This is a genomic window from uncultured Enterococcus sp. (assembly GCF_913775425.1).
Taxonomy (GTDB): Bacteria; Bacillota; Bacilli; order Lactobacillales; family Enterococcaceae; genus Enterococcus_G.
In genome coordinates this window covers 20,497-37,352 of the sequence record NZ_CAJYIS010000079.1, presented here as the reverse complement: position 1 = coordinate 37,352, position 16,856 = coordinate 20,497, and the positions used below count along the sequence as shown (strand labels likewise).

Annotated in this window: 16 protein-coding genes; 3 read left to right on the top strand and 13 right to left on the bottom strand. The window is 39.0% G+C overall.

Annotated features, from left to right (window positions below):
- Positions 1 to 6 precede the first annotated feature (6 nt).
- The 5 genes from dltB to QZ413_RS09280 all read right to left on the bottom strand — a co-directional run bounded on the left by dltB (position 7) and on the right by QZ413_RS09280 (position 5,854).
- Positions 7 to 1,206, bottom strand: a complete 1,200-nt coding sequence (dltB, locus tag QZ413_RS09300; RefSeq protein WP_297079551.1) for a D-alanyl-lipoteichoic acid biosynthesis protein DltB — start codon at positions 1,204 to 1,206, stop codon at positions 7 to 9.
- Positions 1,203 to 2,738: a D-alanine--poly(phosphoribitol) ligase subunit DltA gene (gene dltA / locus QZ413_RS09295; RefSeq protein ID WP_297079549.1), complete on the bottom strand. Its 1,536-nt coding sequence runs from the start codon at positions 2,736 to 2,738 to the stop codon at positions 1,203 to 1,205. The genes dltB and dltA overlap by 4 nt, the downstream gene beginning before the upstream one ends.
- A complete protein-coding gene (locus tag QZ413_RS09290; protein WP_297079547.1) occupies positions 2,728 to 2,877 on the bottom strand; it encodes a teichoic acid D-Ala incorporation-associated protein DltX in 150 nt (49 codons plus the stop codon). Before QZ413_RS09290 ends, dltA begins: the two co-directional genes overlap by 11 nt.
- A gap of 141 nt (positions 2,878 to 3,018) precedes the next feature.
- Positions 3,019 to 5,097 (bottom strand): FtsX-like permease family protein, encoded by a 2,079-nt coding sequence (locus QZ413_RS09285; protein ID WP_297079545.1) that lies wholly within the window; start codon positions 5,095 to 5,097, stop codon positions 3,019 to 3,021.
- Positions 5,087 to 5,854 (bottom strand): ABC transporter ATP-binding protein, encoded by a 768-nt coding sequence (locus QZ413_RS09280; protein WP_297079543.1) that lies wholly within the window; start codon positions 5,852 to 5,854, stop codon positions 5,087 to 5,089. The genes QZ413_RS09285 and QZ413_RS09280 overlap by 11 nt, the downstream gene beginning before the upstream one ends.
- Before the next feature lie 257 nt (positions 5,855 to 6,111).
- Here QZ413_RS09280 and nrdD point away from each other — a divergent pair, with 257 nt between their 5' ends.
- Entirely contained in the window at positions 6,112 to 8,271 is a 2,160-nt protein-coding gene (gene nrdD / locus QZ413_RS09275; protein WP_297079541.1) for an anaerobic ribonucleoside-triphosphate reductase, read from the top strand.
- 15 nt (positions 8,272 to 8,286) lie between these two features.
- Entirely contained in the window at positions 8,287 to 8,853 is a 567-nt protein-coding gene (gene nrdG, locus QZ413_RS09270; protein ID WP_297079540.1) for an anaerobic ribonucleoside-triphosphate reductase activating protein, read from the top strand.
- A 117-nt stretch (positions 8,854 to 8,970) separates the two neighbouring features.
- Here the strand turns inward: nrdG and dinB are convergent, their stop codons facing one another.
- Entirely contained in the window at positions 8,971 to 10,092 is a 1,122-nt protein-coding gene (dinB, locus tag QZ413_RS09265) for a DNA polymerase IV (protein WP_297079538.1), read from the bottom strand.
- 131 nt (positions 10,093 to 10,223) lie between these two features.
- Between dinB and QZ413_RS09260 the strand changes: the two genes are divergently transcribed.
- Positions 10,224 to 12,140 (top strand): fructose-1,6-bisphosphatase, encoded by a 1,917-nt coding sequence (locus QZ413_RS09260; RefSeq protein ID WP_297079536.1) that lies wholly within the window; start codon positions 10,224 to 10,226, stop codon positions 12,138 to 12,140.
- A 77-nt stretch (positions 12,141 to 12,217) separates the two neighbouring features.
- Here QZ413_RS09260 and rsmI read toward each other — a convergent pair whose 3' ends face one another.
- The 7 genes from rsmI to recR form a co-directional block, all read right to left on the bottom strand.
- On the bottom strand, positions 12,218 to 13,078 hold the full coding sequence (gene rsmI / locus QZ413_RS09255) for a 16S rRNA (cytidine(1402)-2'-O)-methyltransferase (protein WP_297079534.1): 861 nt from the start codon (positions 13,076 to 13,078) through the stop codon (positions 12,218 to 12,220).
- A 63-nt stretch (positions 13,079 to 13,141) separates the two neighbouring features.
- A complete protein-coding gene (locus QZ413_RS09250) occupies positions 13,142 to 13,489 on the bottom strand; it encodes a DNA replication initiation control protein YabA (RefSeq protein WP_297079583.1) in 348 nt (115 codons plus the stop codon).
- Positions 13,482 to 14,303: a stage 0 sporulation family protein gene (locus tag QZ413_RS09245; RefSeq protein ID WP_297079532.1), complete on the bottom strand. Its 822-nt coding sequence runs from the start codon at positions 14,301 to 14,303 to the stop codon at positions 13,482 to 13,484. Before QZ413_RS09245 ends, QZ413_RS09250 begins: the two co-directional genes overlap by 8 nt.
- Positions 14,304 to 14,315: 12 nt before the next feature.
- Positions 14,316 to 15,230, bottom strand: coding sequence for a DNA polymerase III subunit delta' (gene holB / locus QZ413_RS09240; protein ID WP_297079530.1), 915 nt, complete (start codon positions 15,228 to 15,230; stop codon positions 14,316 to 14,318).
- A gap of 17 nt (positions 15,231 to 15,247) precedes the next feature.
- Positions 15,248 to 15,577: a cyclic-di-AMP receptor gene (locus tag QZ413_RS09235; protein WP_016184645.1), complete on the bottom strand. Its 330-nt coding sequence runs from the start codon at positions 15,575 to 15,577 to the stop codon at positions 15,248 to 15,250.
- Positions 15,578 to 15,582: 5 nt separating this feature from the next.
- Positions 15,583 to 16,227: a dTMP kinase gene (gene tmk / locus QZ413_RS09230; RefSeq protein ID WP_297079526.1), complete on the bottom strand. Its 645-nt coding sequence runs from the start codon at positions 16,225 to 16,227 to the stop codon at positions 15,583 to 15,585.
- A gap of 28 nt (positions 16,228 to 16,255) precedes the next feature.
- Complete coding sequence (recR, locus tag QZ413_RS09225) at positions 16,256 to 16,852, bottom strand: recombination mediator RecR (RefSeq protein ID WP_297079524.1); 597 nt, start codon at positions 16,850 to 16,852, stop codon at positions 16,256 to 16,258.
- Positions 16,853 to 16,856: the final 4 nt, after the last annotated feature.

Sequence of the window (16,856 nt, the reverse complement as noted above, 5' to 3'; positions counted from 1 at the left end):
CGTCTATTATTTAAAGAACAATGTATCTAAAAACCCTGAAAAAATCAGGAAACTCAAACAAACGCCATGAAATGTTGCCACAACCGAAAAAGCATACGTAAAACGATTGGAAGGCAACTGTTTATGTTTTTTCTTATAGCGAATCCAAGCATCATTCAAACAAATCCATGCTGCATGATACACTCCATATAAAAGGTAATACCAAGTCAATCCGTGCCAAACACCCATTAATAAAAATAAGGCAAAATAGCCGACATTTGACGATACGATCCGGCTCTTAAATACTTTCTTTTTCATCAAAGTAAACATCAGGCGCATGTAAACATAATCACGGAACCAAAAAGAAAGGGACATGTGCCAACGATTCCAAAATTCCTTGATATTCGGGGATAAAAATGGCTTATTAAAGTTGATTGGCACGTTATACCCCATAATGTAACTTGTTCCCACAGCGAATAGACTATAACCTGCAAAGTCGAAGAATAAATACAGACTATACACATACATATATCCGACTAAACTAAGAGACAATCCACCTGAAATCAAAGCATCTTGCGAGACGATTGGCAATAAGACGGTTCCTAGATAATACCCAATGATAAATTTGTACAATAAGCCGAGCATGATCGATCGGACACCCTTACCCAATAGTTCGATATACTGCGCTTTTTGCGGCGCTTCTTGTTCATCTTTTAAAAAGCGACGGTAGCGATCAATCGGACCTGAAGAGATCGTAGGGAAAAATAACAAAAAGCGTAAATAATCGATCCAACTATACGTTTTGATCAATCCATCGCGTGTTTCCATGATCATCTGCACCGAGCGAAACGTTAGGTAAGAAATACCCAAGAAACCTAAAATCGACGGCTGCCCTGCTGTAAAAAAGGGGACAATTTTCGTGATCGCTAAAGGTAAAATAGCCAATAAAACGGCTATGTAAAACATTGGCGTACTGTTTTTATTTTGTTTCAATGTAAAATAGCCACCGACTAATACACACTGATAGAGCACATAGCCAATCAAAGCCAAGCCTTGATGTGCAAATTCACCACCAAAACTGATCCATAAAAACAATACCGTCACAAAAGCTTCGTATATTCGGAATCTGCGACCAAACCAAAGTCCGATTGCAATTGGTAAGAGCGCAACTAGTAAATAAGCAAAGTATAACGGCTGTGCATAAGGAATCATATGCGTCAAACTCATATCGCATTCACCTCAGCGATCAATGCTTTGCGGTCAATCTTGCCATTGATCGTACGCGGTAGTTGAGATACATAGACGAATTTTTGTGGAATCATATACGGCATTACTTGTTGCGCTAGTTCTGCTTTGATCGCTTTCGTCAATTGGAACGCTTTTTCATATTCGTTGTCTTCGGCGACGATATACGCTACTAGCTGTTGAACTTTGTGGTCTTTATATTTTGGTACAGTGCTGGCTTGTTTGACTAAAGAAACGTTCATTAAATGATGATCGATTTCTTCTAGTTCCATGCGATAGCCATGTAATTTGATTTGGAAATCCAATCGGCCGTCATAACACAATACGTGATCTGTTGTGAAAAATCCTGCATCTCCTGTCCGATAAGCTGGTTGACCTTCAAATTCAAAAAAGGCCTGCGCCGTTTTTTCGGGGTTATTTAGATAGCCTTTTGAAACGCTAGGCCCAACAATCACGATTTCGCCTTTTTCTAATGGCTCGCAAACACGACCTTCATCTAAAATCACCACAGTCGTATCTTCTTTGACTTTTCCGATCGGTAAGCGTGGATACTGTTCCACGATTGTTGATGTGATGTTTATACCACTGACTGCGACCGTTGCCTCCGTTGGACCATACGTATTGTAGATCTCAGCTTCTGGAAAGCGTGTCATTAATAATGTTGCGGTTTCTTTGGTCAATTCTTCCCCACAAAATAAAAAGACGCGTAACTGTGGCAAATGTTGTTGATCGAAGTGTTTTTCCATCAAACAAATGTCCATAAACGAAGGTGTAGAGACCCAAACATCGATCGGTAACGTTGGTAACGTAGCAAATAACTGCTTAAAGTCTTCGATCACTGTTTTCTCCATCGGAACAAGCGCACCGCCAGTAACAAGCGCTGGATAGATCGACATAACTGATAAATCAAACGAAAATGGTGCTTGAGATAAGAAGCGATCATTTTGTTTAATGCCTAACGCACGACACTCCCATTCTATAAATGACCAGAGATTTCGTTGGCTGATCTGGACCCCTTTTGGCACTCCTGTTGTCCCTGAAGTAAAAATAATATAGTAAGTTTCATCTAACGTGATTCCTTGTAACGGTACAACTTCTTCAAATGTTTCGATGATTGTCGATAGTTCCTCACTAATAATAACTGGATAATCACTCGTTTTTAGCGGCCATTGATCGACAGCGAAAATCATAGACGGATCGGCAACTGATAAGATCAGTTCGATTCTCTCTACTGGCGTATGCGTATCGATTGGGATATACGCGTGTCCAGATTTACTCGCGGCTAAAAATAAAACGAGCATTTCCATCTGCTGCCCACCAAACACTACGATCGGCCGTCGATCGGGGAATTCTTTGGTCAAATAACAAGCCACACGATCAGAGTAGCTTTTTAACTGTCCGTACGTATACGTTGTATCTTGATGTTGATACACGATTTGTTCCGGATGATTTTGTGCCCATGTATCGATGACTTGATACACGAAACGGTCATCTATGCTTGAATTAAAATTCATTATAAATAAATGAGCCTCCTTGTATATTTTTGTAATGATACAAATAAATCAACATAACGAAAATGAAAATATACAGACACGTTCGTCCAACAAAACGCACCCAATCTTTCGCAAAAAATGCACGAATCGCTTGATTCATTCCGCTCTCCCTCAATTCCAATTTTAATTTTCAATGATTTTTCAGTAAGATCATTAACTTTTGTCATTTTACCACTGTAAAGCGCTCAATAGCGCAAAAATGAGGGAAACTTTTGAGCATATTAAGAATATTTTAACTCTTTTAAGAAATATCATGCTCTTCAGTAATACGAATCGAGACCAGTGAACACACAATATAGACAATCACATATACCACGACGCTTAAAAATGCAAACAAATAAACGATCCAATAATTTGTTCCATGGATAAGCGTTCGTATCACATGGACAGAAACAATCCCATGTAATGTCGCTAATAAGGATATCGGTCCTAATACAAGTGCATTACGGTAATAGATCAATTTACGGATCATATGCTGATCGATCCCGATATTTCGCAGTAGTTGATAGGTTTTTCGTTCCGTTTCGACTAATGTAAATTGTCGAACAAGCAAGGCTGCAGCTGTACTGACTAAGATCGTAAATCCAATAAACACAAAGATATAAACTTCTAAGCCTAACGTACGTCTTCCAGCGCGTACTTCTGCATATCGATCTTTAAAGTTCAACCGTGTTTTCTCACCTGAAATCAACATATTTTCTGCATTTTCTTTGATTCCATTTGGTTTTTCTAGACTGATTTGACCGTCGATCCCTTGGTCGGTAGATTTGTAACTATAATAGATGGGATCACCCCAGTTTTCTTCAATACGACTAGCTAATAAATACTCAATCACACTAGCGTTATATCCTGTCGCATTGATATAAGTCAACTTGTGTTCGAATCCTTGGTATTTTTGGAACAATTCATCTGAAACCACTAAAACATTTTTCGTATAACGCATTCGTGCGTCACCAAATATATCCGTATAGATATGTTTGAGCGTTAAATGCGTTCCGTCTTCTAATGTGATTTGTTTATCCGTTGACACCAATCGGCCATCGACTAAGTAGTTTTGATAAAAATAGATGGCTTCTTGATCATTTGTAAATTCAATTTTAGGAAAATAGCCGACCATCTTATTTAACTCTTGGTATTCAGAAAGTGAAAGCAGGTTGACTAGTTCGACTTTACTATATAAATCATCATCAAATAAATTGGTTTGTTCTAAACGAAACGCAGTTAATTTATAAGTCAATTCTTTTTTTGCCGAGATCTCCCCATCAGCTTGGTCGATCAAATTTTCAAGTTGATTGACTTGTTGTGGAACGATTTGAAATGTCGTTGGATTAGACAATTCGACCACATTATAAATCAAAGAAAAACTCCCTAATATGCCTCCAATCAAAAAAATAGATAATCCTAGCGATACCGTAATAAATGAGAAAGTTTTCCAGCTTTTATGAAGATGCAGACGGGTATTGCTTAGTAAAAAGCTCGTAAGCCCATTCGTTCGTACTTTTTTTGAGCGCGATAAATAGTAGAGTAGTGCCGGAAGCGTATAGGCAAATACCATATATGTCCCAACACCACAAAGTAAAATAATCAAAAAGGGCAACCAAAAAATCGCGGTATAATCATCCGTCGTGACGATATAAAAACGTAAAGAAGATACAAAAGTAAACGAAAAATAATACCCTAATCCAATAAATACGACACCTAAAATAGCGAAAATGAACCGCTTGCGATCAATAACCGATTGAAAACTGGCTTCTTGTTTCGTCATTTGAAACAAGTCACTCAATTGATAATGACGTATCAACAATAAATCCTGAATAAAAATCAATACGATCGCAAGTAAAAAAACACCAATCGTTAGGATGACCGATGTTACTGAAATAAAAAACCGACTTTCTATATTTAAGTTCATCGCTTTAACAAGCATCATCGAAAATAATTTTGAGAATAAGATTCCTTCTAAAATCCCGATCACTAAAGAGATGGTATTTAAAAAAAGGGTTTCAATTAAAAAGACACCCACGATTTGTCGTTTTTGCATCCCAAATAATCGATACAGTCCCATTTCATTGCGGCGTTTATTGATAAAAAAGCGATTGGCGCTTAATGAAAAAATCAATACAATGACAGCGACCATAATGTTTCCAAATAACAATGAACCAGAAATTTGAACATCTTGCTTGACGTTTACAATCAAAGGTTGATCATAGTTGATCGCACTAAACGAATAAAAAATCATAACGGATGTCGACATACATAAAAAATAGATCAGGTATGATTTAAGTTGTTTAAAAAAACTCCTTAATAAGATTTTAACGAGCATTCATTCGTCCTCCTCCACCGATCGTCGCTTGCATATCGATGACTTGATCGAAGAACTCTTTACGACTTCCTCTACGTACGACTTCTGAGAAAAAGACACCATCTTTTAAAAAAAGAATACGGTCACAATAACTTGCAGTAAACGGATCATGCGTCACCATTAGAATAGTTGTGGCTTGAGTTTGATTGATTTCGACGAGATAATTTAGTAGTTCTGTTGCAGCTTTTGAATCCAGTGAGCCAGTTGGTTCATCGGCAAATACTACTTTGGGCTTTTTCACAATCGCACGTGAAGCCGCGACTCTTTGTTTTTGTCCAATCGACAGTTCATTGGGATAGCGCAAAAGCAAATGATCGATTCCCAACATTTTGGTCACTTCTTTGACCCGTGACTCGATCTCCTTTGGACCTAAGTGCTCAATTGCTAAAGGTAAGCTAATATTATCTTGAACATTCAAGGTTTCCAATAAATTAAAGTCTTGAAAAATAAAGCCGATCTTATTGCGACGGAAACGACTGCGCTCATCTTCAGTCATCTTCGTGATTTGCTCATCAGCGATCGTGATCGAACCAAGTGTCGGTAAGGTAATTGTTGCAAGCAAATTCATCAACGTCGTCTTCCCTGCACCACTTGGGCCCATGATCCCCACAAACTCTCCTTTTTCAACACTAAATGATAAATTATCTAAGATTTTATTTTGATTGAAACGACTGCCAAATGATTTTGTTAAATGATCTACTTGAATAATTTTTTTCATCTCTTCACCTCTCATCTTATATTTATCCTATCATATTTTTAGACTTCCCACGAGTCTACTAATGATAAAATACCTAATAAAAAAAATAAATCACAAACTTTTTTTTAATCAAAACGAAAGTTTGAATCCATTTGTTTTCATTGCTTTTCATCCTATATATAGTGTGTGAACATTTTTAAAAACACAATATATAGTTGTTTTATCTGTTTTTTTTCCTTATGATAGAGAAGAAGTTTTGGAGAAATGAGGGGAAATATATGAGCGTAACAACTAATACTTTTCCAAGTATTCGTGTACCGTTAAACAAATCTAACAAGATTTTAAAACGTTCTGGTCAATGGGTTTTATTTGATCCTAAACATGTAGACACTTTATTTTCGCAATTGATCGAACAAGAACAACTCGATCCAAATTTAGTCGATCAATTGTCGACAACCGTTTTAAACACTTGGCAAACGCTAGAAGACAACTTGCGCACAACGCAAACGCTAAAAACGATCATCATGGATGCGTTACAACAATTTCCAGTATTACGTCAAGCCATTCAGACGTATGACGAGAAATTTGCGACACTGTACACCGAACAACAAGATCTAAATTTGCTTGTGGCCCGTTTGCAACAAAAAGACCAAACGATCGCAAATGAGAATGCCAATAAAGATAGCGATATCTTCAATACACAACGCGACCTAACTGCAGGACTTGTTGCCAAAACGACAGGCTTAAAGTTACTTCCAAAACAAATCGCTAAGGCACATCTTAAAGGTGATCTGCATTATCATGATCTGGATTACCATCCATATGCTCCGATGACAAATTGTTGTTTGATCGATTTTAAAGAAATGCTTGATCACGGATTTAAGATCGGGAATGCTGAAGTAGAAAGCCCCCACTCGATCCAAACCGCGACCGCTCAAATCTCACAGATCATCGCCAACGTTGCCTCTAGTCAATACGGCGGCTGTTCCGTCGATCGGATCGATGAATTACTTGCACCTTTTGCACAAAAAAACTATGAGAAACATCTTCAAGTTGCTAGTGTTTGGCTTGATACTACACAACAACAAGACTATGCAACCATGCGCACACAAAAAGATATCTATGATGCGATGCAAAGTTTGGAATACGAAATCAATACCTTATTTACATCCAATGGACAAACGCCTTTTACTTCTGTAGGTTTTGGTCTAGGAACGAATTGGTTTGAACGCGAGATCCAAAAAGCGATTTTAACGATCCGTATCGAAGGGCTTGGGATCAAGAAACGGACAGCGATTTTTCCAAAGTTGATTTTTACAATTAAAAAAGGAACGAATTTCGCACCGACAGATCCAAACTATGACATCAAACAATTGGCCTTAACTTGTTCAGCGCGTAGGATGTATCCAGATATTTTAAATTACGATAAAATCGTGGAATTAACTGGGAGTTTCAAAGTGCCTATGGGATGTCGTTCTTTTTTACAAAGCTTTAAAGATCATCACGAACAAGAAGTGACCAGTGGCCGAATGAATTTAGGTGTTGTTACTTTGAATCTCCCGCGTTTGGCCTTACGTGCACGTCAAGATCAAGCTTATTTTTGGCGCCTGCTTGACGAAAAATTAACCTTGGCAAAAGAAGCCTTGCTTTATCGAATCGAGCGTTGTAAAGAAGCAGTCCCTAAAAATGCACCAATCCTTTATCAATCGGGTGCTTTTGGAATACGTTTGACAGATGAAGAAGCGGTAGATACCGTATTTCGCAATAAGCGCGCCACGATCTCGCTTGGTTATATCGGATTATATGAAGTGGCAACGGCCTTTTATGGGCCCAATTGGGAAAATAACTTAGAAGCAAAAGATTTTACCTTGGAGATCGTCAAGAAAATGGACCAACAAACAAAACAATGGAGCGATCAATATGGCTATCATTTTAGTGTTTATGCTACACCTAGTGAAAGTTTGACAGATCGTTTTTGTCGCTTGGATCAACAACGCTTTGGTCAGATCCCTGCCATTACCGATAAAGACTATTATACAAACAGTTTTCATTATGACGTTCGCAAACAACCAACACCTTTTGAAAAAATCGATTTTGAACAAGTCTACCCTAAATATTCTTCTGGCGGCTTTATCCACTACTGCGAATATCCTGTATTGACGCATAATATTAAGGCGTTAGAAGCTGTTTGGGACTATTCTTATACTCGAGTGGGCTATTTAGGAACCAATACGCCGATCGATCGTTGTTTTCTTTGTGGATTTGAAGGAGAATTTTCGCCTACTGCGCGCGGATTTGAATGTCCGACTTGTCATAATCGGGATCCTAAACAATGTGAAGTTGTCAAACGAACTTGTGGCTACCTTGGCAATCCTCAAGCTCGTCCGATGGTTCATGGTCGTCATCAAGAAATCACCGCACGAAAAAAACATTTATAGAAAGAAGGCCTCGTGATGGATCCAATGTCTTGGGAAGCACAGACTTATACAAAATGCCGTATCGCTTCCTACCAGCCCTTTACCTTTGTAGATGGTCAAGGCGTACGCAACAGTATTTATGTCAGTGGTTGTTTATTTGCTTGTAAAGGTTGTTTCAATCAGGCGGCTCAAAACTTTGAATACGGGACCCTTTTTGATGATGATTTTTTAACTAAAATCGTACAAGACTGCGGGCATGAAGCGATTCAAGGAATTACGTTATTAGGGGGCGAACCTTTTTTAAATACCCCAGTCTGCTTACAAATCGTCCAAGCGATTCGTAGGACTTATGGTGACAAAAAAGATATTTGGGCATATAGCGGGTATACATTTGAACAATTGCTACATGGTTCAGCAGATAAACAAACATTACTTTCATATGTAGACGTATTGGTCGATGGCCCTTTTGATATCAAAAAACGTGACCTTAATCTTGCCTTTCGCGGTAGTTCGAACCAACGAATCGTGGATGTAAAAACTTCACTGGCAACACAAACGTGTTCTTTGTGGACAAATAATTGTGACAGAAGTAGGCAGCTCTGATAAATAAGCCGCATCATTCCGATAATAGATGTATCTATTTCGGTCGTGATGCGGCTTATTTAAGATACTTCTGAGATACCGTTTATTCGATTGGTTAGAAGGTACGATACACTTTTGTCACATCTTTTTTTCTGGCCATAATGGTAATTCAATATGTTCATAAGCAATTGGATCTAGACTTGTCACCGTAATCCCTAATAATCGCACGCCTTGCTCTTCTTGATACAACTCTTCAAATAAGAGACTAGCATTGGAAAATAACTCTTCTTTTCGATGAATCGCTTGGCGTAAACTATGCCTCTTGGTTTTTGTTGTAAAGTCATCGTATCGTAATTTTAAAACAATCACCGTACCATGCTTTTGTTCTTTGATCAATTGGGCTTCAACATCTTGAGCGAGCTGTCGTAATTGAGCAAGACACTGCTCTTCTGTGCGCAATGCTTGTCCATACGTGCGTTCTCTCCCTAGCGATTTACGTTCACGATGAATCTCGACTGGTGCCAAATGAATTCCGCGAACCTTCCGATACAAAGAATAGCCCATCTTCCCAAATTGTTGGATCAAATCCATTTCTGATTGATTTGCGAGATCTTTTCCTGTGTAAATCCCTAATTCATGCATTTTCGGAATGGTTTTTTTCCCAACACCATGAAATTTCTCGATTGGTAATGCGTCTAAAAAGGCTTGCGCGTCTTCTGGACGAATCACCGTCAATCCACGTGGTTTTTGGTAATCAGATGCTAGTTTTGCTAAAAATTTATTGTAACTCACTCCCGCCGAACACGTCAGGTGTAACTCGTTAAAAATATCATGTTGGATACATTTGGCGACCTTGATTGCCGATTTACTGTCTAGATGATTTTTTGTTACATCTAGATAGGCCTCATCGATCGATACTGGTTCAACGAGATCGGTATACCGAAAAAAAATTTCACGAACTTGTTTTGAGACTTCGCGATATTTTTCATGATTTCCTGGAATAAAGATTGCTTTAGGACAAAGCTCATAAGCTTTTTGGGCACTCATCGCAGAGTGGATCCCAAATTTTCTGGCATGATAATTTGCCGTCGTCACCACCCCTCTTCCACCAGTGTCTTTAGGATGACGCGCGATGACTAATGGCGCTTTCGCTAATTCAGGCTGATCTCGTTCTTCGACTGATGCAAAAAAAGCATCCATGTCGATATGAATAATCTTGCGCGTTGTATCATTATGTAAAGGAAATTCTAATCCACTCATCGTCCTCACCTCAACTCTATTATAATGCAAACATGCGTTTGTTTACAACGTGCAGTATTTCACTTGTCCGTTTTAGCTATACAAGTGCTTTTTTTTCTGCTATAGTTTTTCTATTGGATGAGGTGATGAGAATGGATGATAAAAAATATTATACGTTGTTAAAGGAAAAGTTCCCAACGAAAGAACATGTAGCTACTGAAATTATTAATCTAGAGGCGATTTTACACCTACCTAAAGGCACTGAACATTTTATCAGTGATGTACACGGTGAATTTTTGGCTTTTGACCATGTTTTACGCAATGGTTCTGGTAGTGTAAAAGAAAAACTTCGTGAATGCTTTGATAAAAAGCAAGTCGATATCAATGCCTTAGCCGTCTTGATTTATTATCCTGAACAAAAGATTCAAGAAATCAAACGCCAAAAACAAGGTGCCTCTTTACACAATTGGTATCAAAAAAATATCACCTTGCTCGTTAGTGCCACAAATTATGCGAGTAAAAAATATACTCGTTCTAAAGTCCGCAAGGCATTACCACCACGTTTTAGTTATATCATCGAAGAATTGTTGACAGAAAGTTACGAAAATCACGACAAAGAGCATTATTTACATGCGATTATCGATAAAATCATTGCATTAAAACAAGCCGATGAACTGATTGAAGATCTAGCCTATACGATCCAACGCCTTGTTGTCGATCATTTGCATGTTGTCGGAGATATTTACGATCGCGGACCTGCACCTGATGCCATTATGGATCGTTTGATCGCATACCATTCAGTCGATATCCAGTGGGGAAATCACGATATTATCTGGATGGCCGCTATGGCAGGTTCAAAGGTCGCTTTGATGAATTTATTGCGAATCAGCGCGCGTTATGGGAACTTAGATATTATCGAAGAACGCTATGGTATCGCGTTAAGACCTTTAGTCGAATACAGTCGGACACACTATACCCCACAAAAAAAATTCGCACCAAAATTATCAACTAAAAGCGAGATCTCTTTATTAGAACAAGATACTTTAAATGTTGTCCAACAAGCCACGGCGATTTTACAGTTTAAATTAGAAGGACAACTGATCGATCGCCGACCAGATTTTCGGATGGAAAAACGACGTTTACTAGAAGCGATCGACTATACGACACAAACGATCACATTGGAACAAGGTGAATTCCCCTTAGATGGATTCTTCGGACCTACAATCGATCCAAAACAGCCTACAGCACTAACTGAAGAAGAACTCCATTTAGTCGACCAATTGATCCAATCCGTCCAACAATCTGAACGATTAAAACGACATATGGATTTTCTCATCGAAAAAGGAAGCATGTATTTGTGCTATAACGACAATCTATTGATCCACGGCTGTATTCCTCTTCATGAAAATGGTGACTTTAAATCTTTAAGAATCGATAATGTCCAGTACGCCGGAAAAGACTTACTCGACTTTTTTGAAAAACAAGTTCGTATCAGCTACCGTCAAAAAAATCAATCTGAAGATCTAGCAACGGATCTTTTATGGTACCTGTGGTCAGGTGAGTGTTCTTCATTATTTGGTAAAACGGCTATGACGACATTCGAACGCTATTATTTAGTCGATCACTGTACACATATCGAACATAAAAATGCTTATTATAAATTACGCAATGACCAACAAGTATGCCAAGATATTTTACAAGCTTTCTCGCTTCCGATAGGTGGACATATCATCAATGGCCATACCCCTGTTAAGGAAAAAGATGGCGAAAACCCAATCAAGGCAAATGGGCAAATGATCGTAATCGACGGTGGGTTTGCAAAAAGTTATCAAAAAGAAACAGGAATCGCCGGCTACACCTTACTTTCAAATAGCTATGGATTACAATTAGCCGCACATCAACCCTTTTCTTCCATTGAAGAAGCAGTATTATACGGAACAGATATCGTTTCGACCAAGCGTCTAGTGGAAACGGTCGACAATCGTACTACAGTAAAAGAAACCAATATTGGCCATGATCTATTACTTGAAATGAGCGATTTAGAAACCCTTTATCAGCACTACAAATAAGAGAGTGTGATCGAAAAAAATAAGCCGAATTCTTTTCGAAAATAGGTTCACCTATTTCGAGAATGATTCGGCTTATTTTACGTTAATTCATGATAAATCGCGTAGACTTCTTGGCGCGTTACCTGCATTTTTTTGGCTACTTCTTTGATTGCAGCATTGGGTTTCATCCCTTGTGTAATCAATTCTTCGACTTGTTCTTTGAGCGGGACAGTACTCAACGGTTCGTCAGAAGCTAGTTTACCTGAAACCAATAGACAACATTCACCTTTTAACGTCGCGTCTTTTGTATACGCGACTAATTCAGCTAATGTACCACGTAAATATTCTTCATGAATCTTCGTCAACTCCCGACAAATGACTGCTTGTCTAGTTGGTCCAAATACTTCGACCATTGCACTTAATGTCGCGTGAACACGATGAGGAGATTCGTAAAACATTATCGTCGCCTCTTGTGATTCGAGTGCTGCTAGTGCTTCTTGTTGCACCTTTTTTTTACGAGGTAAAAACCCATAAAATAGATTCGGTTGCGCTTTAAGTCCTGAAGCGATCAACGCTGTCAATCCTGCGGTCGGCCCTGGCAATGAGATGACTGGGATTTCTTGTTCAAGGCAAGCTGCCACTAATTCTTGACCAGGATCACTGATTGAAGGCATTCCTGCATCACTGACTTGTGCGATCATTTTTCCTTCAGTTAACAAATTCAGTAATTGCGGGATTCGTTCTTGGTAATTGTGTTCATGGAAACTTTTTTGTGGGGTTTGGATTTCAAAATGATTGAGTAATTTCTGTGTGTTTCGAGTGTCTTCACTGGCAATCAAATCAGCTTGATTCAAAATTTTAACTGCTCGAAACGTCATATCTTCTAAATTTCCAATCGGTGTGGGAACAAGGTAAAGTGCCCCACGAGTCGCTTGTTTATAACTTTTTTGCTGTTGCATACGGTACTCCTTTAAAAAAGAAGAAAGCAAGATTTGCTTTCTTCTAGTTTTTTTCGTATTAAACTATTTACCGATCTCTCGATAAATTACTTCTAGACAAAAGGCACACGGTTCATCATGCTCACGTCTTGAGCCATAAAGGTCATAGCAAACATGAAATCCTTCTTCATAGATTTTTTCTAAGTTCATCCGTGATTTTGATAATTCTTGTGTAACTTTTTCAGCAGGTGTTTCAGCTGTTTGATTCAACTCACGGATATGATCACGCAAGCGTTGATTTTCAAGTTCTAGCTGAGTGTTCTTCTCCACGACTTCTTGTAAAGAGGTTTTCATTTCGACTAAATTCGCCAATAATGCACGAAATTCACCTTCGAATTGGTTTAACCCATCATATAACGAACGTTTATCCATTTTCATGCCCTTCACCTGCTTTTAATTCTTCATACTCATATTCGACAGCAGTCGGTGGTCCACCAAATAAGCGTACTTGCACGATGCGACTTAAAAGATTCAAGCCCACAACTTTCCCCTTACCTTCTGGTGTAACGACTTCTTGACCATAGTCTGGCAACTCTTTTTTCGCTTGTTCGTATTCGTCGTTTTCATAATTCAAACAACACATCAAACGGCCACACAATCCAGAAATTTTAGCAGGATTCAATGACAAGCCTTGATCTTTTGCCATTTTGATCGATACGGGAACAAAATCACCTAAGAAAGTCGAACAACACAGTTGGCGTCCACATGGACCGATCCCCCCTAGAATCTTTGCCTCATCCCGCACCCCGACTTGTCTTAGCTCGATACGGGTTTTAAAAATACTTGCTAATTCTTTGACCAATTCACGAAAATCGATACGATTATCTGCCGTAAATTGGAAAATCATTTTCGCACGATCAAACGTATATTCAATATGGATCAACTTCATCGCCAGTTCATGTTCACGAATTTTTTGTTTTCCGACTTGTAATGCAGCTTTAGCATCTTTTAAATTTGCTTCATGTTTTTCGATATCTTGTGCACTCGCACGACGAAGGATCGGACGCACCTCATTTGGTAGATCCTCAGGAGATACATGTTTATTTGGAATCGCCACAGTTGCAAACTGAATTGCTTCTTGAGCGTGGACGATGACTTGATCATTGTATAAAAAAGTTTCTGAGCCAGGCGAAAAATAATAGATTTGGCCGGCAGCACGATAACGAATGCCGATTACTTCAACCATTTAGACCCTCCTTTAACTTGAGACCACACGCAACGCAAATTGTTCCATACTATTTTGAAACGAAACATTCGCTTGTATTTTTCGTTGTGCTTGCAATAAACATTCGATTTCTTGATATGAAATCTTACCTGTTTGGAATGCTTCTTCATAATAGCCTTGAATGATTTTTAGCAACATCAGTTGTTGGTGTTTTTCTTTAGCGAGTGGTACCAACTGTTTTTGTACAAATAAAAACGCATCTGGTGTTTTTGCACTCAATTGATCGAACCACTTTTTCGCAATCTCTTTACTTTCATTAAACCATTCATCTTCAGAGATTTCAACTGCTTTTGAAAAACTATTGGTCAATTGCGCCAACAAAGCAGCCGTCTTCTCAGAAATTCCTGTTGCGTGTAATTTTTCAATCAAATGTGCTTTAGATAACGGAGAGAAGTGGATCAATTGGCAGCGTGATTGGATCGTCGGGAGCACTTTTCCTAAACTATTTGTTTCAAGTATCGCAACGAAACTACCTGGCGGCTCTTCTAAAAACTTCAATAAACTATTCGCAGCACTGCTACTCATCGTATCTGCTTGACGGATAATAAAACATTGATCCCGTGTTTCAAATCCTGTTTTTGAAAATTCCGCTTGCAACTGGCGAATCTGATCGACTTTGATCATTTGTCCGTCTGGTTTAATGACTTGTACGTTAGGATGCTCATTTTGGTCGATCCGCATACATTGTAAGCATTGATCACAAGGATTGCCATCTTGTATTTGCTCACAAAACATCCGCTTTGCGAGCCACATACTTAACTCATGTTTACCTGTCCCTTCATCGCCTTCAAAAAGATAAGCATGAGCGAGATGCTCATGCTCCATCATTTTTGTCATTTGCGTTAAGAGACGTGGTTGGTATTCACGTAAAAATTCAGTTTCCTCCATAGCCTCTCCTCAACTGTTTAGTAGTGATAAAATCCTTCCATTGGTAGGACAAAGACAGTCGCACCACCTACTTCAACTTCAACTGGATAAGGTACTTGACCATCTAGTGAGATGTCTAAAGACATCGGCGTTGAGACGTATTGATGTCTTGATTGACACGTTTTTTTGATCAATCCTAAAGCTTCTTCCACGCGTTCATCTTCAATCCCTACGATAAACGTACTATTTCCGGCTTTTAAAAATCCACCAGTAGAAGATAATTTGGTCGCGCGGATATTTGCATCGATAAACTCATTTGCCAAACGGTTACTATCCTTGTCTTGTACAATCGCGATTACTAATTTCATGTCTCTCACTCCTCAAAAAAGTTTGGGTAAGTCTCTTTGATTTTTGCAAAACATTCATCGACAACGACTTGAATCCCCTGTTTTGCATTGATCGTATGGATTCGTTCTGGATTTGCTTCCGCCAATTTTAAATAAGAGTGACGGACCCTTTGATGAAATTCTAACCCTTCAAGCTCCAATCGGTCAACCTGTGTATTCCGATGACGTGCGATTCGACGTAATCCTTCATCAGAATCGATATCAAGATAAAGCGTGAAGTCAGGGCTCAACCCTTCTGTAGCAAACTCATTGATCTGCGCGATTTTATCGACTCCAATGCGACGACCAGACCCTTGATAGGCTAGCGAGCTATCTACAAAGCGGTCACACAAAATGACATTTCCTTTTTCTAGATTAGGCAAGATCACTTCGATCAAATGCTGACGTCTTGCTGCGGCATAAAGCAATGCTTCTGTGCGTTCGTCCATTTCTTCATGTGTTGGATCTAAAATGATCTTACGGATCCGTTCTGCGATCTGGCTGCCCCCAGGTTCTCTTGTCCGAATAATTTCTTTTTTCATGGTGCGTTGTAAAATCGGGAACAACTCGTTCATAACTGTTGTTTTCCCTGCTCCATCTGGTCCTTCGATTGTGATAAATAAACCGTTCAACGTTTTTCCTCCATCTTACTAGTTCACACTAGATTTCTCTTCTGCCTTCAACAGCTTTTAATAACGTGACTTCATCTGCGTACTCGATATCGCTTCCTACAGATAACCCATGCGCTAGTCGCGTCACTTTGATTCCTGCAGGTTTGATCAATCGCGAAAGATACATCGCTGTCGCTTCTCCTTCAGTCGTTGCATTCGTTGCGATAATGACTTCTTTGACACTATCATCATGCAAGCGTTCGATCAAAGAAGATAAATTGATATCTTCTGGACCCGTTCCTTCCATCGGAGACAATACCCCGTGCAACACATGATACAATCCACGATACTCGCGCATTTTCTCTAATGACATCACATCTTTAGGCTCTTCGACGACTAAAATAATGCTTTTGTCACGTGTTGTATCTGCACAGATTTCACAAGGATCTTCTTGTGTAATATTGCCACACACTGAACAAAAATGTAGATCACGTTTAGCACTTAGTAACGATTTAGCAAATTCATTTACGGTTTCATCTTTCATATCGATCGTATAAAAAGCTAGTCGTGTCGCCGTCTTTTGGCCAATACCGGGTAAATTCATATAACTCGCGATCAAACGCGCGATTGGTTCTGGATATTGCATACCA